Source organism: Paenibacillus sp. AN1007, from assembly GCF_040702995.1.
GTDB lineage: Bacteria > Bacillota > Bacilli > Paenibacillales > Paenibacillaceae > Paenibacillus.
Genome location: NZ_CP159992.1, coordinates 72,501 through 90,617, shown reverse-complemented (window position 1 = coordinate 90,617; position 18,117 = coordinate 72,501). Strand labels below are relative to the sequence as shown.

Annotated in this window: 10 protein-coding genes, 11 tRNA genes and 2 rRNA genes (1 of these 23 cut by a window edge); 1 reads left to right on the top strand and 22 read right to left on the bottom strand. The window is 47.0% G+C overall.

Features of this window, described 5'->3' with window-relative positions; translation table 11 throughout:
* Nucleotides 1-511: 511 nt before the first annotated feature.
* From ectB to ppc, 9 genes are all read right to left on the bottom strand, one after another.
* Nucleotides 512-1,795: a diaminobutyrate--2-oxoglutarate transaminase gene (ectB, locus tag ABXS70_RS00540; protein WP_342552942.1), complete on the bottom strand. Its 1,284-nt coding sequence runs from the start codon at nt 1,793-1,795 to the stop codon at nt 512-514.
* 748 nt (nt 1,796-2,543) lie between these two features.
* Complete coding sequence (glmS, locus tag ABXS70_RS00535; RefSeq protein WP_342552943.1) at nt 2,544-4,376, bottom strand: glutamine--fructose-6-phosphate transaminase (isomerizing); 1,833 nt, start codon at nt 4,374-4,376, stop codon at nt 2,544-2,546.
* Between the two features lie 234 nt (nt 4,377-4,610).
* A complete protein-coding gene (locus ABXS70_RS00530) occupies nt 4,611-4,769 on the bottom strand; it encodes a hypothetical protein (RefSeq protein WP_342552944.1) in 159 nt (52 codons plus the stop codon).
* A gap of 370 nt (nt 4,770-5,139) precedes the next feature.
* Entirely contained in the window at nt 5,140-6,480 is a 1,341-nt protein-coding gene (gene glmM, locus ABXS70_RS00525; RefSeq protein ID WP_342552945.1) for a phosphoglucosamine mutase, read from the bottom strand.
* A gap of 73 nt (nt 6,481-6,553) precedes the next feature.
* The gene (locus ABXS70_RS00520) at nt 6,554-8,056 is read right to left on the bottom strand and encodes a CdaR family protein (protein ID WP_342552946.1); all 1,503 of its coding nucleotides are present in this window, start codon (nt 8,054-8,056) and stop codon (nt 6,554-6,556) included.
* On the bottom strand, nt 8,049-8,888 hold the full coding sequence (cdaA, locus tag ABXS70_RS00515; RefSeq protein WP_366293161.1) for a diadenylate cyclase CdaA: 840 nt from the start codon (nt 8,886-8,888) through the stop codon (nt 8,049-8,051). Before cdaA ends, ABXS70_RS00520 begins: the two co-directional genes overlap by 8 nt.
* A gap of 292 nt (nt 8,889-9,180) precedes the next feature.
* A complete protein-coding gene (locus ABXS70_RS00510; protein WP_342552948.1) occupies nt 9,181-9,795 on the bottom strand; it encodes a zf-HC2 domain-containing protein in 615 nt (204 codons plus the stop codon).
* A 135-nt stretch (nt 9,796-9,930) separates the two neighbouring features.
* Nucleotides 9,931-10,497 (bottom strand): RNA polymerase sigma factor SigW, encoded by a 567-nt coding sequence (sigW, locus tag ABXS70_RS00505; protein WP_090924356.1) that lies wholly within the window; start codon nt 10,495-10,497, stop codon nt 9,931-9,933.
* A 245-nt stretch (nt 10,498-10,742) separates the two neighbouring features.
* Entirely contained in the window at nt 10,743-13,535 is a 2,793-nt protein-coding gene (gene ppc, locus ABXS70_RS00500; protein ID WP_342552949.1) for a phosphoenolpyruvate carboxylase, read from the bottom strand.
* Nucleotides 13,536-14,121: 586 nt separating this feature from the next.
* Between ppc and ABXS70_RS00495 the strand changes: the two genes are divergently transcribed.
* The gene (locus tag ABXS70_RS00495) at nt 14,122-14,478 is read left to right on the top strand and encodes a WGxxGxxG family protein (RefSeq protein ID WP_342552950.1); all 357 of its coding nucleotides are present in this window, start codon (nt 14,122-14,124) and stop codon (nt 14,476-14,478) included.
* Between the two features lie 243 nt (nt 14,479-14,721).
* Here the strand turns inward: ABXS70_RS00495 and ABXS70_RS00490 are convergent.
* From ABXS70_RS00490 to ABXS70_RS00430, 13 genes are all read right to left on the bottom strand, one after another.
* Nucleotides 14,722-14,792, bottom strand: a tRNA-Gly gene (locus ABXS70_RS00490).
* A gap of 11 nt (nt 14,793-14,803) precedes the next feature.
* Nucleotides 14,804-14,877, bottom strand: a tRNA-Pro gene (locus ABXS70_RS00485).
* A gap of 16 nt (nt 14,878-14,893) precedes the next feature.
* Nucleotides 14,894-14,970: transfer RNA gene (locus tag ABXS70_RS00480), tRNA-Arg, on the bottom strand.
* Between the two features lie 6 nt (nt 14,971-14,976).
* A tRNA-Gly gene (locus ABXS70_RS00475) sits at nt 14,977-15,051 on the bottom strand.
* An 11-nt stretch (nt 15,052-15,062) separates the two neighbouring features.
* A tRNA-Leu gene (locus tag ABXS70_RS00470) sits at nt 15,063-15,143 on the bottom strand.
* Nucleotides 15,144-15,155: 12 nt separating this feature from the next.
* Nucleotides 15,156-15,228: transfer RNA gene (locus tag ABXS70_RS00465), tRNA-Lys, on the bottom strand.
* A gap of 8 nt (nt 15,229-15,236) precedes the next feature.
* Nucleotides 15,237-15,311 (bottom strand) — tRNA-Gln (locus tag ABXS70_RS00460).
* A gap of 9 nt (nt 15,312-15,320) precedes the next feature.
* Nucleotides 15,321-15,396: transfer RNA gene (locus tag ABXS70_RS00455), tRNA-Val, on the bottom strand.
* A gap of 45 nt (nt 15,397-15,441) precedes the next feature.
* Nucleotides 15,442-15,513: transfer RNA gene (locus tag ABXS70_RS00450), tRNA-Glu, on the bottom strand.
* A 10-nt stretch (nt 15,514-15,523) separates the two neighbouring features.
* Nucleotides 15,524-15,596 (bottom strand) — tRNA-Thr (locus tag ABXS70_RS00445).
* A 3-nt stretch (nt 15,597-15,599) separates the two neighbouring features.
* A tRNA-Asn gene (locus ABXS70_RS00440) sits at nt 15,600-15,675 on the bottom strand.
* A gap of 84 nt (nt 15,676-15,759) precedes the next feature.
* A 5S ribosomal RNA gene (gene rrf, locus ABXS70_RS00435) occupies nt 15,760-15,876 on the bottom strand.
* Between the two features lie 149 nt (nt 15,877-16,025).
* Nucleotides 16,026-18,117, bottom strand: a 23S ribosomal RNA gene (locus ABXS70_RS00430); it runs 835 nt beyond the window's last position.

The following is an 18,117-nucleotide window of genomic DNA, read 5'->3' as shown; positions in this document are numbered from 1 at the left end:
CTCTACTGCAGACGGTCTTCACAAAGACAGCTTTGGATTCAACATTTGGTTTGGAATTGGATTATGGGGGTGGACAAGGCATGTTCCTCCTATCGATGCAGGACTTGCTGCAGAGTTCCGGTAATCCATCAGGAATTAGACCACACCTCCGGATTCGGCACCGAAGCTGCCTTGGTTCAAAGCCAAAGTTACAGGGGCATTAATCACTCTATGTACGATTTTTCGTATTTCCCCGCAGCCTTGATGTGATTAAGTAAGAGACCAGCTGCGGGGTATGAGCTCTACTGACGTTTAGATGTGACAATGATAAAGCATGAGGCTCAAAGAATGCTCCGTATGGTATGAACGGGACAGCCCTTGGACTTGCGCTGAATTTCTTGCTGCTTGACGGATAAACAGCAGCATAGAAAAAACTACAATATGAAAGCGTTATCTCAACAACGGAGCCGCACGGCACCCAGAAGGTACATAGGTGTATTTTCGGGACGGTCAGCCCCCGCTTTAAACAGGTTTAGGTTGTTACCAGCAATCTTTGATCCTCCTCAGAGATTACCTGCTGCATACTGGACTTGATAATACTGCAGCCAGCGGTCAGATGCTCCATCGTGACAGTCAGAGGAGGCATGATCTTCAGAACGAGGTCTCCTCTGCCGGCTCTCTCAATAATGAGCCCATTCTCAAAGCAAATCTCAGACATACGTTTCGCCCCAGCTTCATCTATGAAGCCAGAGACGTCGATCCCCCAGATCAGGCCAATTCCGCGGATCGCAATGGATGGATGCAGAGTTTTAATTTCTTTTTCAAGAAACGAACGCACAAATTCTTCTTTCTGCTTCACCTGAGTTTCCAGGGAGACTTTGTCTCTGAACTCAAGTGCAGCTTTGGCAGCAACAAAGGCAAGCTGATTGCCACGGAAGGTACCATTGTGCTCCCCTGGTGTCCAGAGATCCAATTCCGGCTTCAGCAGCAGGATGGACATCGGCAGACCGTAACCGCTGATTGACTTTGACAGGGTAACGAGATCAGGTTCGATCCCCGCACGTTCAAAGGAGAAGAATTCACCAGCCCGGCCGCATCCAACTTGAATCTCGTCGGTAATGAGCAGGATATCGTGATCGCGGCACAGCTGCTGTAGTCCGCGCAGCCACTGCACGTCGGCGACATGAATTCCGCCCTCCGCTTGTATGGTTTCAAGCAGAATGGCAGCCGGTTTGTCGATTCCCGAGTGCGAATCAGTCAGGATATTTTCGATATAACCCAGTGTATCCATTTCTGCAAAAGCACCACTCGGATGCGGCATAAACGTAACTCCATTCAGAGGCAGTCCGGCCCCTTCCCTCATAGACTTGGAGCTTGTCGCTGACAGGCTGCCTAGTGACATGCCGTGGAACCCACCCATGAATGCGAATATCCCAGATCTCTTCTTCGCCTTGCGTGCAAGTTTTAGGGCTGCTTCAACCGCGTTCGTTCCCGTTGGACCACAGAATTGGATTTTGTAATTCAGCTTTCGCGGCTCCAGGATCCGCTCCGAGAAGCTTTGGATGAATTCCCGCTTGGCCATTGTATACATGTCCAGACCATGCATAATCCGATCTGAAGTTAAGTAATCAAGAATCTGATCCTTGATATAATCGTTGTTGTGACCGTAATTCAGCGCTCCTGCGCCTGCAAAAAAATCAATATATCCTCTTCCATCTTCAGAAAATAACAGGTCTTCCTTGGCCCGGTCGAATACTACCGGAAAGCTTCTGCAGTAAGATCTTACGTTGGATTCCAGCTTTTCAAAAATGCTCACGCGCTTCATCCTCCATCGAAATTGGAATAAGGTTAGCTTCAATTACTTAACCTTCTAACGTCATCGAGCAGTAACTTCTCAGCTGTCATTTTTCACCATTGTCGGTCCTTGCATGCCAGCTTGCTGGACAGCCAGTGGACTGGTCTCTCGCACACAGCTTGGGTATGTATAAAAACCCACCAATACTATTTTTTATCATATTTGGAAGGTCGACCTAGGTAGAATTATATCAAATTTCCAAAGAATGTATAGTAAATTTTTGGTTAAATTAGGTCAACTCAACATAAAGTGTTAATAATTCGCCTTATTATAACGAAAGGAGAAGTTATATTGGGAAAGGTTTGTCACAATCGAAGGATTCGGAGGTGTTGAAGATAAGAATTTCCTTTGTCATATATGGTATTTATTTACTTACATTCTCTGTTCATGCTGTAAATCCTTGCGCTTTACAAAAAATTAACAATAAACCCCATATAATATTGATCTTACGCTTCTGTACAATCTATAAGCGAATCAGCCCATTAAATCAACAAAAAGGACGCCCCACTTTCTTGCCTGGCTGCGTCCTCAACATGATGGTATCCTCACCAAAAAGGAGCCGCGAGTCAATCCCTCGGGCTCCTTTTTAGATGCTGATCATCATTCACTTATATTAAGTTTACAATATTTATTGACTGCTTTACGGCTTTTTCATACCGAGATCACCATTCTGTTTCCACAAAACGTTTACTAGAACGTTAAACTGCCTTTACTCAACCGTTACACTTTTCGCCAGGTTACGTGGTTTATCTACATCATGACCCAGAGCCAGGGAAGCGTAATATGCCAGCAATTGCAAAGCAACAACAGATAGAGCTGGGCTCAGAAGCGGCAGCGTCTTAGGAATAGCAAACGCTTGGTCTACAGACTTCAACAAAGGTGCTACGTGCTCTTCGTACGTAATCGCCAGTACGTCTGCGCCGCGAGCTTTCACTTCTTTGATATTGCTTACCGTTTTCTCCAGAACGTTCTCCTGAGTCGCCAGAGCAATAACAGGAATACCGTCTTCGATCAACGCTAGTGTACCGTGTTTCAATTCACCTGCAGCATAAGCCTCCGAGTGAATATAAGAGATCTCTTTCAGTTTTAACGATCCTTCTTGGGCTACCGCGTAATCCAGACCACGACCAATGAAGAAAAGATGTTGATGTTTAGAGATTTGCTCTGCATATCCTTTGATCGCATCTGCTTGCTTCAGCATCGATTCCACCTGCTCAGGCAGGGCTTGCATCGCTGCCAATGTGTGTGCAATCTCTTCCTGAGTTTGCGTACCACGTACTTGTGCAAGGTACAGACCAAGCAGGTTGAACGCGATCAACTGGGAAGTGTATGCCTTAGTGGAAGCCACGGCGATCTCAGGACCAGCCAATGTAGCAATCACATCGTCTGCATCACGAGCAATCGAGCTGCCCACAACATTTGTAATCGCCAGTACATGTGCACCGTTAGATTGAGCTTCACGCAGCGCTGCCAGTGTATCTGCGGTTTCACCGGATTGGCTCACTACAATTACAAGTGTATCCTTATTTACGATTGGCGAGCGGTATCGATACTCGGAAGCCACATCTGTTTCTACCGGAATACGCACCAATTGCTCAATCACTGTACGTCCAACCAGACCTGCATGGTATGCCGTACCACATGCAATAATCTGAATGTTACGAATATTTTTAATTTGCTCTTCCGTCATTTTGAGCTCAGGAAGCTGTACTTTTTTGCCTTCATTGTCGATACGACCCAGCATTGTATCACGATATGCTTTTGGCTGCTCATGAATCTCTTTCAGCATAAAGTGCTCAAATCCGCCTTTTTCCGCGGTTACTGCATCCCAATCGACACGAATCATTTCCCGAGAAATAAAATTGCCCTCAATCGTCATCAATTCGACAGCATCATGTGTCAATACAGCCATTTCACCATCATTCAGAATGTACACATTACGTGTATGTTCCAGAATTGCCGGGATATCAGAACCAATGAAGTTCTCACCTTCACCAACACCAATAATCAATGGGCTCGCTTGACGCACAGCAACGAGTTTCTCAGGCTCATGCTCTGTCAATACACCCAGCGCGAATGCGCCGCGCAGCAGCGTGATCACTTTTTGCACAGTTTTAACAATGTCACCATTGTATTCACGTGCAACCAGGTGAGAAATGACTTCGGTATCTGTCTCGGAAGTAAACGTGTGACCTTGGGAGATCAGCTCATCCTTCAGCTCCAAATAGTTCTCAATAATCCCGTTATGCACAACGGAGAACTTCTGGCTTCCATCCGTATGTGGATGTGAATTCTCGTCCGATGGTTTACCATGGGTAGCCCAACGTGTGTGTCCAATTCCGGCATTACCTACCAGCGGAGCACCATCAAGCTTTGCTTCCAGGTTTGCCAAACGTCCGAGAGCTTTCGTAATTTGCAGACCTTGCGGTGTAAATACCGCAATACCCGCAGAATCATAACCACGATACTCGAGTTTTTTCAATCCTTCAACCAATACCGATTGAGTGTTCTTATTACCAATATATCCAACAATACCGCACATAGTTTATTTCCTCCGTTTGTATATGAATACTGTGACAGGAAGAGAAACAGGCAGAGGTGGACGTATTGGAAAATGATAGATTGCTTAACCGTATCATGAATATCATTTCCTATTCAATTATCAACGATCAGAACGGCCTGCTGCCGTCCCGCTGTGTTCATGCTCTATTACGAATGCAATCATGAATGTACATCATTTTCCCGTCCGCGCACTGTTTACGCTCTTCACGCACATTCATTTTAATTTTGTCTTATCTCCTGCACCTACCGGCGCGTTGTGTGGACAGTCACCCATCCATTTTCCGCAATCCGGTTTACGGCTCTGATGCATCACCGGGAGGTCCCCGCCGAACAATCCGAACACCTCCACCTCGTCAGCTTGATTGCCGTCCATGTTGAGTATGTCCTCTTCCTTTTCCAAAAGAGATACTCATCAACATGCGTCCCGCGCAATTTCAAGCTCTGGCGCTTGTGTAACTGTAACCTTACAATCCTCACTTTCTGTGTCTGAATGACGACTCCACTCATTATATGCACCTTAAGTTCATTTTGCAATGGAGCAAAGTACCTGTAACAATTTCAGCACATTTACCCACGCTCCTGACCAGATAATCAGACCCATGGTCTTATCTAATCAGGACGCAGGAACAATAATCAAACGTTAGTATTTGGAAACTCATCAGCCTCTGTATACCCATATGCTTATAAAACAATCTTGTGAAAACGAACACTCAGACTGCATAACAGCAGGCTTTTCAAGCAAACTAGATCAGTTCTTTTTGCACAACATCTGCAATCTGGGATACAAACTGCTCAAGCTCATGTTTATCAGGACCTTCGGCCATAACTCGGATCAGTGACTCTGTACCTGATGCACGAACCAACACACGACCATTATCTCCCAGCTGTGCTTCTACCGCAGCAATAGCTTCACCGATTGCAGTGTTACCCTCATATTTACTCTTATCTTCCACACGAACATTAACCAGCACTTGTGGATACTGTGTCATGATCGCTTTCAGGTCACTAAGCTTTTTACCCGAAGCCTTGAGCGTATCTACGAGTTGAATAGCCGTCAGCATGCCGTCTCCTGTTGTATTGTAGTCCAGGAAAATAACATGACCAGACTGCTCACCGCCCAGATTATATCCGCCACGTCGCATTTCCTCCATCACGTAGCGATCCCCTACAGCTGTTTTGGCCGTTTTCAGCGCGAGCTTCTCTGTTGCTTTGTAAAAACCGATGTTGCTCATTACGGTTGATACCACTGTGCTGTCTTTCAATTTGCCTGCCCGATTCATCGCGTCTCCGCAAATGCACAGAATAAAGTCGCCATCCACTTCGGCACCTGTTTCATCAATGGCAATCAGACGATCCGCATCCCCGTCAAAAGCAAGACCAAGGTCTGCTTTATGCTTCAGCACCTCTTGCTTCAAGTGCTCCGGATGAGTCGAACCACACTTTTCGTTAATGTTCAGACCATTCGGTTCCGAGCCAATAGCAATGACTTCAGCACCAAGCTCACTAAACAATTTTGGTGCCAGCTCATAGGCTGCACCATTAGCACAATCGAGTACAATTTTGAGACCGGAGAACGATTCGGATACGGTTGTTTTCAGGTAATCCAAATAACGGTAACGGGATTCTTCATCCATCGTCACAGTTCCAAGACCTGCACCAACCGGGCGCGGCAGCTCATCTTTTTCCGCATCCATCAGCTCTTCGATCCGGTTTTCTGTTTCATCCGACAGCTTGAAACCATCTCCACCGAAAAATTTGATCCCGTTATCCTCCACAGGGTTGTGGGAAGCCGAGATCATTACACCCGCATCAGCTTTAAGCAGACGAGTAATGTAAGCCACACCTGGAGTAGAAACAACACCTAAACGAATGACATCCGCACCGATAGACAGAAGTCCTGCAACCAGTGCTGATTCCAGCATCAGTCCAGAAATCCGTGTATCCATACCAATGACTACCTTCGGTCTTTCTACACCGCCTGCAAGCACATATCCGCCGCACCGTCCGATGCTGTATGCCAGCTCCGCCGTCAACTCTTTATTGGCAACCCCTCTGACACCATCTGTACCAAAATATTTACCCATGATCTAACTCCTTCTATTTGCATCTTATATGAGCGCATCAATACATTTTTAGAAATTGAAATAAAATGACATCTTACGGATTTGAACCCGATTTACCACCGTTACTGCTGTTATTCTCATTGCTGTTTACACTACCACGGTTCACTGCTGCACTTCCCTGCTGGCTTTGATCCTGATGCTCCGTATTCGATTCATCTTGCTCTTCCACAGGATCCGTGTTTGGCTGTCCGTTTTCAACTTCTGCCGGCGATGGATCTGGTCCTGTTTGATTATCCTCACTGGAGTTTTGCTCTGGAGGCACAGCTGCATCTTTGGCCTTTTCGCTGATCTTGACCGTCGCACTTAAATCAGTGGACGCCCCATCCAGCTTCGCAAACCGGGGTAAAGCAGCTTCCAGTTCAATCTCATGTGTACCTTCACCAAGGCCTTGAAGATTTCCCGTAAGCTTGATGTCATCCCCACTTAAACCTTCAAGCATGCTTTGTGATCCCGTTAGTGTAATGTTCAGGCCCCCGCTTTTGGGAGTAACCAGCTCACTTTCAAGCCCATTTCCCAATCCGCTCAGAAGAATCGGTACGTTGGGAAAAACTTTCGTGGTTGTCTCGACCTCATCGTAAGGCGACACCGTGACTTTGATCTGAATCGAACTAGGCTCGATTTTCTCAGAACCCGAAGGCGGCGTCAAGTCCACGTTAACTGTTGTAGTGCCGGACTGAGTGAACTGTGTAAGATCAAGCGCAGCCTGGTCATAGGACTGTATACCCGCAAGTGATTCCTCACTCCCATAAATCGAGACTTCTTTCACGCTCGGCTCGACCGAAGAGAGTACCAGACCATCGGGCAGCTGTCCTGAATATTTGATCCTCAAGGGCACTTTTGTATAGGGCTGATTGACCGGAACACGGACTTCGACTGTCTGTGGTGTTATAGCCGCATTTTCAATCACTTTGCCCTCGGCATCATATGCCTGAAGTTTCACTTTTTTCTGAATCACGTCTTCCTTCGCATCTTTTATGCTTACACTACCCTGAACCTTCGCTACAGCTTCAAGCTGCCCTTCCGGCAGAGTTACCTTAACCGGAGCCAAGGGCTCAACCACAGGCTTTCCAGCACGATATCCAGCGGAAGGCTCTCCTTCGGGTACAATATTCACATTAAATGATTTGGTGCCCAATTTTTCTACATTCACCGTTACCATGGAAGGTTCCATGCTGACAACTTCAACCCCGGAAGGTAAATCAGGCACAAGCGGCAGCGTGTTTGAACCCTCCTTTACCTGGCTCAAATCAACCAGCACTTTATAATCGTCATTTGTGAAAATGGAAGTCAGCATTGAACGCTGCCCTTTGATCTCCAGCCGCACTTCATCTGTGCTGAGAGATGTAAGAACATACGCGTTACTATCCAGCCCGTAGGGCTGAACAGGAACATTCCGTTCCACAATTTTACTGGATATCCCCGTTGTAATGGTTGGAGTTGTAGGTACTTCATCCAGATGAATCATGAACCAGAGAAGCAGACTTACCGCCAGTGCAAGTATTTTGGCAAAGTTGTTATTGTTAAACCATTTATCCATTGTTACGTCCTCCCTTCTGTTTCCAGAAGGTTGACCATGCATTCTTTTTGCTCAGATTGGAGGTTGGGCGCAATTCCTCATACAGTTTGGCTATCAGCGACTCTTCCTTAATATCACGGACCACCTGTCCGTTCATCGCCAGAGAAACTTGTCCTGTCTCCTCCGAAACAATCAGACAGATTGCATCGGCCACCTCAGTAATTCCGATTGCCGCACGATGACGTGTTCCCAATTCCTTGCTGATAAACGGATTCTCGGATAATGGCAGATAACAGGCAGCTGCAGATATTTGTTTTCCTTGGATAATTACTGCGCCATCATGAAGTGGTGTATTTGGAATAAAGATGTTAATCATCAGTTCCGAACTGACAAGCGATTGCATTTTGATTCCTGATTCGGTGTAGTCATTCAGACCTGTTTCACGTTCAAAAACCACCAGAGCACCGATTTTACGCCGGGACAAATAATTAACAGACTTAATAATCTCACCAATTAACACCGTTAATTCTTCATCACTTGCAGCGGCCGAGCGGCCAAATAACTTACCCCGGCCCAATTGCTCCAGACCACGTCGAAGTTCTGGTTGGAAAATGATAAACACTGCAACGACCCCAAACGTAAACATCTGGTTCATCAACCATTTAAGGGTATATAGATTTAACCATGTGCTTAGTGCCCAGATCAATACAAGGAACAAAATCCCTTTCAGAAGCTGAACCGCACGTGTACCACGCACAAGCAAAATCAGTTTGTACATAATATAGGTAACGATCAATATATCGATAACGTCCTTAATGGACTCTTTCCACGTTAAGTCAGCAAAATAATTCATAAGCCAGCCCCCGCTATCCCCATTGATGAGTAAACACTGATCTCATATTAACCATTCGGGATTTTACATAATCCCTTCTTCGCATTTATCTAATGCTTATCTATATGTAGTATGTTCTCTTTACTATCTAGGTTATAACGTTACCGTTCAGGTTGCAAGTTACTCCGGTCACAAACTGAATATAAGCTTACTTTTCCCACTTTTTCTGACATTTGAACAATAAAAAAAGAGTACCCCACGCAATTCGGAGGTACCCTGCTTGGTATATACCTATTGAAGTTGATCCCTTGTCTTAACGGTATGCCACTTCATTTACCATATTGGTTATTTTGTACCAGAACCAGTCCAGCGCCTGATCAATGCTTTTCACTTGACCTGACACGTGAGCTGTGGAGGCTTGAAACAGTTGTCCGTCGATGACCGTCAGATTACCATTCACATCACCGTACACCTGAGCGGTTCCATTCTCTATCGTAAGATCGCCAGCAACTGACTTACCTTCCGGGACAATAACCGTGCTGCCTTGAATCACGAGCTGATCCAGACTGTTCCCCTTAACCACCATTTCGTTGTTCTGATTCCAGAAATTGAAGGCGCTAAAGAGCATCACGACCAAAAAGAAGGCTGCCGCCGTCATCGCGGGATGTCCTTTGACCCATTTGAGCCATATTTGCTGTCTCTTGGGCTGTGGCAGAGCATTCATAATTCGATTGGTCAGCTCATCCGAGGCAGACGGTGAATAATGTTTCATGGCAAAGAGCAGCATTTCCGTCTGTTCCAACTCTTTAAAGCGCATGCGACAATCCGGACAGATCAATAAATGGCTTTTCAGTTCAACCTTCTGTTCCGGGGACAACGACTCATCCAAACATTCATGCATTAAAGAGACGGCCGAGTTGCAATCCATATGAGAGCCAATCCTTTCCTTAGACACTTAGTCCCTGCGCCTGTAAAAAGCACGCATAAGACTTGCATACATTACATACGCATCCGTTTCAGATATGTTTCAAATAATTTTGCCCAAAATTCGGTGAATCTGAAATTATAACTTGTATTCCAATTTTTTACGCAAAAAGTCACGGCCCCGATGCACTCGTGTCTTGATCGTTGTTACGGGCATCCCTGTGACATCACTAATTTCTTGTAATGACAAGTCCTGCAGGTATCTTAGAACCATAACAGACTTGTACTTAGCGGGTAAGCTGTCGATTGCCTCACGAATGAGGGTCTGTGTTTCGGAGAGCAGTGCTTCGGACTCCGGTGTTCGATCATCACTGGGAAGCATGGCATATCCGTCTGATCCTTCCTGATCATTCAACTCGGCATCCAATGAGTAAGAAGGTTTCTTCCTGCGAAGCCTGTCAATACATAAATTTGTTGCAATCCGATAGATCCAAGTCGAGAACTTCTGATTCGGATCATACTTCTCCATATTTCGAAACACACGCAAAAACGTCTCCTGAACAACGTCTTCTGCTTCGTGACGATTGCTCAGCATCCGGTATGCCAAATGAAACAGCTTGTCCTTGTATAGTTCAACGATTTCTGCAAAGGCTCTCTGGTCACCCTTAAGCACCAGCTTTACCAGCCTGTTCTCCAAATTGTCCACCCTAATTCCCCCAGACATGCTGATGGGTCTTCCGTCTTCTAATACCCGTCCACACTTGTAATTCACCAATCAAATCGTAAATCAACTTTGGTCAAAAATCAAGACTGTATGACAAATATGCTCCAAAAACAGTAAAAACGGGAACTCCCGAAGGAGTCCCGTCTAATCCCGCCTTCTTAAAGGAGAGATGGATTGTTATTTATTACATTAACCATTCATTATATGAATGATTACCGGAACAGACATCAGCCTGTATTACGCAATCCTGCAGCGATACCATTGATGGTCAGCAGTACTTCCCGGAGCAGTTCCGTATCATCATCCCCACGTTCACGCATATCACGCAGTTCACTCAGGAGCTGCACCTGCATGTAGGATAATGGGTCAACATACGGATTACGCAAACGAATGGACTCCTGAATAACAGGTACATCATCCAGAATCTCGGCTTCGCCTGTAATTTTCAAAATCAACTCTTTTGTAAGTTTAAACTCTGTTTCGATCTGACCAAAGATCCGATCCCGAGCTTCCTTATTCGAAGTCATGGCCGAATACTCTTTGGCAATCACGAGATCTGCTTTGGCAATCGCCATCTGCACCGTATCAATCAGCGTGCGGAAAAACGGGAAGTTAGCATACATGTCTTTCAGGACGTTAAGGTTTTCCTCTTTACCCTGATAGTAACTTTGCAGACCCGTACCTGCCGCATACCATGCCGGAAGCAAGTAACGGCTTTGGGTCCAGGCAAATACCCAAGGAATTGCACGCAAATCTTCAAACTTGTCACTGCCCTTCCGTTTGGATGGACGTGAACCAATGTTGAGTTCGCCTACTTCTGGAAGCGGAGTAGACTCTTTAAAGAACGTGAAGAAGTCCGGGTCACGGAAAATGAGATCCTGATATTTTGTCAGTGACACTTCCGAAATGTCTTTGATAATCTCATCCCATGCCTGCTCTGATGCTGACTCTTGCGGCTCCAGACCATTCAAAGCAGCTGTAATCAACGCTGAAGTAGCCTGCTCCAGACTGCGGTATGCAATCCCCTGAAGAGAATAACGGGATGAAATAACCTCGCCTTGTTCTGTGATCTTGATTCCGCCACCAATGGTATGCGGCGGTTGGGCAAGGATACTGCGGTTCAGCGGCATGCCTCCGCGTCCAAGGGCTCCTCCGCGTCCGTGGAAGAACTTCAACTTCACACCATGCTCGTCACCGACAGCCGTAATTGCGTTCATCGCTACTCGCAGTTCCCAGTTCGCAGTGACTACGCCGCCATCTTTATTGCTGTCAGAGTAACCGAGCATAATTTCGTGAAGCTCATTACGTCCTCTCACGCTTGCACGGTACACAGGCAGGTTAAACAACCGCTGCATAATCTCGGATGCCGCATGAAGGTCATCAATCGTCTCAAACAATGGAACAGCCTGCAGTGTAGAAATGACTTCACCGTTTGCTCCCTTGGAGAACAAACCAACTTCTTTGGCAAACACCATGACTTCAAGCAGGTCACTTGCTCCTTGGGTCATACTAATCAGATAACTCGTGATGCAGCCTGTGCCAAATTCATTCTGTGCACGTTTGATGGTACGGAACACATCCAGACACTCTCTGGTTCCTTCCGTATATTGATGGTAAGGCGATGTAAGCGGCCTTGGGTCATCCAGCAAGCGAGCAAGCAGATCAATTTTACCGTCTTCTGTCAGGCGTGCGTAATCTTCTACGATGTTCATTTTGGCCAAAATTTCCGACATCGCACTTTCATGCTCTTTGCTGTGCTGACGCACATCCAGAGCTGCCGTATGGAAACCGAATAGTTCAACCTGACGAATCATTTTGCGAACGGTGGTATCCGCTACATAGTCAGCAAAATGGTGGCGCAGGCTTCGGTCGATAATTAACAAATCATCAATTAAGTCTTGAGCGTTCTGGTATCGGTCAGGCTGACTCACCTTGTTCTCGTCAAGAACATTATTCAGCTTGGCGATCATGTAAGCCAGTTTGATGCGATACGGCTCTTTCTCATTACGCCAAATGTCCACTTTTTTCAAAGTAACACAGCTGCGGTCCTGCTCAATTGACTGCGCCAGTTCATCCGAGATGTGAATGATATTGGTGCTGAAGCTCAAGTGACCCATAAGCTCAATCATAATCCGCTGGTACTCACGCAAAGCGAGCTTGCGCTGCATAAGCAGTGTTTTCCATGTTACATCTGAAGTTACCGATGGATTTCCATCCCGGTCTCCACCAATCCAGGAACCGAAACGCAAATACGTCGGCACATGCCAGTCATGGTCTGGATAAAATTTATTCAGGCAGCGTTCCAGCTCCTGGTATACATCCGGAAGTACGTGGAACAACGTTTCATGAAAGTAGTACATCCCGTTCCGCACTTCATCGAGCACAGTCGGTTTGCGATCGCGGAGTTCATCCGTCTGCCAAAGAGTGATAACCTCATTCAGCAGTTTCTCGCGCAGCTGTTCACGTTCACGCAACGTCAGCGTAGGATTATCGAGCAGCATGACATCTTCTGAGATCCGTTTGTGGATATCCAGAATAACCCGGCGCATCGCCTCCGTCGGGTGAGCTGTCATGACGAGTTCCAGTGATAAATCATCCAGAATCTCTTCTACCTCGGTATGAGACAGTCCACGTTCCTTCAAATCCTGTACTGCCTTTTCAATCGAACCTGGCTGCACAGTATCTCCTGCAGAACGCTCATAGTCCCGTTTACGCCGGATCCGATGGTTTTGTTCAGCAATATTAACTAATTGAAAATAAATAGCGAAAGCCCGAATAACCTGATGACGATTGTCCGAGTCTAATTCCTGGATCATCTTTTTGAACTCTTCATACAGTTCCGGCAAAAACTCTGCACGCAATGATTTGCTCGTTTCTCGAATCTTCTCAACGATATCTAGAAGCTCCGTGCCGCCTTGATGGACAAGAACTTCTCCGAGTATATTGCCCAGGAACCGCACGTCTCGCCGAAGCAGGTTGTTGGATTGGCTTTTGCTGGCGGTTACCATAGTTTCAGTCATGCTTATCCTCCCATCTGATCGTTCCATTCGTACACGTAAATTTGACACCTTCATAACATCATACAATAAAATGGTACGAAAATCTTCATTTTTCTACTAGAAAAAATGGGGATTATCCCCGATTTACAGCACAAAAACACGCTTTTTTATTCATTTTCTTATTCTGCTTCAATGAATGGTCATATGCTGTAGCATGATACCTTTTTCACGTACTTTTGATATTCAAAAATACTCATACCTATTCTAAAAAACTTATAATTATACAGTTCTTCTACATAGGTCTAGATGTACGCGCACAAATCACCTGATATCCAGTTTTACCATTCATTGATAACAGAGGGTTCCAAAGAAACATGACCGGCAAAGCAAGCTTTTGTATACTTTACCACAGTGACGTAATAAATTAAAGATGAAATTTTTATTTTCTACCTGTTACCGTCTGCTTTCAACTGTTTTCTTATGTATCTTGGTATCAATTTGTATATAGCCTTGCCCATAAGTTAACACTCCTCCCACTACATAATGTTCTTATGTATTTGGGCAGATTACTTGATAGTTCGTACAAAAAAAAGGAGGAGTTCACATCATGAAAAAGACCACAACAATGATTGCTTCAGTACTTCTGGTTGCCGCAATGGCTGGTTCCGCAGGTGCTGAAGGCCACATGGCTAAAGGAACTGATGCCAATGGTTCACGTGTTCAATCGTATCAGAACAGCGGCTATATGGATCGTACAAACAGCAATATGAACATGAACATGGATGGTAACTATCGTACGAACGGTGACTACCGCAGCAACGGAGATTACCGGACAAACAATGTACGTACGAACGCTGCCACAACAGATCGTGACCGGGGCATGGACTGGGGATGGCTTGGTTTGCTGGGATTGCTGGGATTGGCCGGCATGCGTAAAAGAGTAACTGATCATCACGAGCGTTAATTCATTGGTTCCGTTGTAAAAAAAACCTCCGCTGCTGTCAGAGTACTGCTGACCATTAGCGTAAAGCAAACCTAAAAGAGCCAAGACCTTCTGTGCTGCTTCGCACGAAGATCTTGGCTCTTGGAATACATATGAGGCGATACGTTCCTTAGATCGCCTCCTGGCCCGCATTCATATCTGTTCTGCATTTCATGTTCCCAAACAAAAAAGTCTCTGCTTCTACAGCAGAGACTTTGATCAGTAAGCGGGTGATGGGAATCGAACCCACGCTATTAGCTTGGAAGGCTAAAGTTCTACCATTGAACTACACCCGCATAAACAAATATCGGGATGACACGATTTGAACATGCGACCCCCTGGTCCCAAACCAGGTGCTCTACCAAGCTGAGCTACATCCCGATATGAATAGAAATAATGGCGCGCCCTGAGAGATTCGAACTCCCGGCCTTTTGATTCGTAGTCAAACGCTCTATCCAGCTGAGCTAAGGGCGCAAATATTGGAGCGGAAGACGGGAATCGAACCCGCGACCCTCGCCTTGGCAAGGCGATGCTCTACCGCTGAGCCACTTCCGCATAATAAAGGATGCGCGTGGAGGGACTTGAACCCCCACGTCAAAGACGCTAGATCCTAAGTCTAGTGCGTCTGCCAATTCCGCCACACGCGCATATATAACAAGTGAGCCATGAAGGACTCGAACCTTCGACACCCTGATTAAAAGTCAGGTGCTCTACCAACTGAGCTAATGGCTCATATAAAATGGCTGGGGATATAGGATTTGAACCTATGCATGACGGAGTCAAAGTCCGTTGCCTTACCGCTTGGCTAATCCCCAATAATAAGATGGTGGAGGCTGAGGGGATCGAACCCCCGACCCTCTGCTTGTAAGGCAGATGCTCTCCCAGCTGAGCTAAGCCTCCATCTTTGGGATTCTCATCCCATTTCTTTAGTTATTAAAATAACTATGACCCGTAGGGGATTCGAACCCCTGTTACCTCCGTGAAAGGGAGGTGTCTTAACCCCTTGACCAACGGGCCCCATTTGCAGAGCTCTCAACCGGGATCGAACCGGTGACCTCATCCTTACCATGGATGCACTCTACCTACTGAGCTATGAGAGCAAATGGCTCCCCGAACAGGACTCGAACCTGTGACAACTCGATTAACAGTCGAGTGCTCTACCAACTGAGCTATCAGGGAATAATATGCATTTGCTGAGCAAATGCAATTCATCGTACAACGTCCACATGCAGAGCCTGTTTTCTATGTATGATGAAAGAGTTCGCTTGGCGGCGTCCTACTCTCCCAGGACCCTGCGGTCCAAGTACCATCGGCGCTAGAGGGCTTAACGGTCGTGTTCGGGATGGGTACGTGTGGAACCCCTCCGCTATCGCCACCAAACGCGATTGGATCGAAGTTGTACTTCTTTCCATTCAGTTGAAACTGAAAACCAACCACACCTTAAGGGATGTACCGATTTTCATGTCATTCAGAGTGTTGTTCTCTGAAAACTAGATTCGAAACGAAACTTACGCGACTAAAACCTGCTATTGGATAAGCCCTCGACCGATTAGTACTGGTCAGCTCCATGCATTGCTGCACTTCCACCCCCAGCCTATCTACCTCGTCGTCTTCAAGGGGTCTTACATACTGGGAAATCTCATCTTGAGGGGGGCTTCACGCTTAGATGCTTTCAGCGCTTATCCCGTCCGTACATAGCTACCCAGCGGTGCTCCTGGCGAAACAACTGGTACACCAGCGGTACGTCCATCCCGGTCCTCTCGTACTAAGGACAGCTCCTCTCAAATTTCCTACGCCCACGACAGATAGGGACCGAACTGTCTCACGACGTTCTGAACCCAGCTCGCGTACCGCTTTAATGGGCGAACAGCCCAACCCTTGGGACCTACTTCAGCCCCAGGATGCGATGAGCCGACATCGAGGTGCCAAACCTCCCCGTCGATGTGGACTCTTGGGGGAGATAAGCCTGTTATCCCCAGGGTAGCTTTTATCCGTTGAGCGATGGCCCTTCCATGCGGTACCACCGGATCACTAAGCCCGACTTTCGTCCCTGCTCGACTTGTAGGTCTCGCAGTCAAGCTCCCTTATGCCTTTGCACTCTTCGAATGATTTCCAACCATTCTGAGGGAACCTTTGGGCGCCTCCGTTACTCTTTAGGAGGCGACCGCCCCAGTCAAACTGCCCACCTGACACTGTCCCCGTACCCGCTAAGGGCACCAGGTTAGAACCTAGATACGATCAGGGTGGTATCCCAACGGTGCCTCCACACAAGCTGGCGCTCATGCTTCAAAGGCTCCCACCTATCCTGTACAGATCGTACCCAAATTCAATATCAAGCTGCAGTAAAGCTCCATGGGGTCTTTCCGTCTTGTCGCGGGTAACCTGCATCTTCACAGGTATTAAAATTTCACCGGATCTCTCGTTGAGACAGCGCCCAAGTCGTTACGCCATTCGTGCGGGTCAGAATTTACCTGACAAGGAATTTCGCTACCTTAGGACCGTTATAGTTACGGCCGCCGTTTACTGGGGCTTCGGTTCACAGCTTCGGGACTAATCCCTAACCACTCCCCTTAACCTTCCAGCACCGGGCAGGCGTCAGCCCGTATACTTCGCCTTACGGCTTCGCACAGACCTGTGTTTTTGCTAAACAGTCGCTTGGGCCTTTTCACTGCGGCCCCCTCGTGCTATTCACACTACCGGGGCACCCCTTCTCCCGAAGTTACGGGGTCATTTTGCCGAGTTCCTTAACGAGAGTTCTTCCGCGCGCCTTAGAATTCTCTTCTCGCCTACCTGTGTCGGTTTGCGGTACGGGCACCTTCATCTGGCTAGAGGCTTTTCTTGGCAGTGTGAGATCATGACCTTCGCTACTGTAATTTTCACTCCCCATCACAGCTCAGCCTTATGATGTGCGGATTTGCCTACACATCAGCCTTACTGCTTGGACAGACATCCATCAGTCTGCGTCACTACCCTACTGCGTCCCCCCATCGCTCGTAACGATTTACGGTGGTACAGGAATTTCGACCTGTTGTCCTTCGACTACGCCTTTCGGCCTCGCCTTAGGTCCCGACTTACCCTGAGCGGACGAGCCTTCCTCAGGAACCCTTAGGCTTTCGGCGGATCAGATTCTCACTGATCTTTTCGTTACTCATACCGGCATTCTCACTTGTATAATGTCCAGCGCTCCTTACGGTACACCTTCAACCCTTATACAACGCTCCCCTACCCCTGATGCAAGCATCAAGCCATAGCTTCGGTGGTGTGTTTAGCCCCGTTACATTTTCGGCGCAGAGTCACTCGACCAGTGAGCTATTACGCACTCTTTCAATGATGGCTGCTTCTAAGCCAACATCCTGGTTGTCTGTGCAACTCCACATCCTTTCCCACTTAACACACACTTGGGGACCTTAGCTGATGGTCTGGGCTGTTTCCCTTTTGACAATGGATCTTAGCACTCACTGTCTGACTCCCGGAAGTAAGTCTATGGCATTCGGAGTTTGACTGAGCTTGGTAACCCTTGCGGGCCCCGCACCCAATCAGTGCTCTACCTCCACGACTCTGTTTTCCGAGGCTAGCCCTAAAGCTATTTCGGGGAGAACCAGCTATCTCCGAGTTCGATTG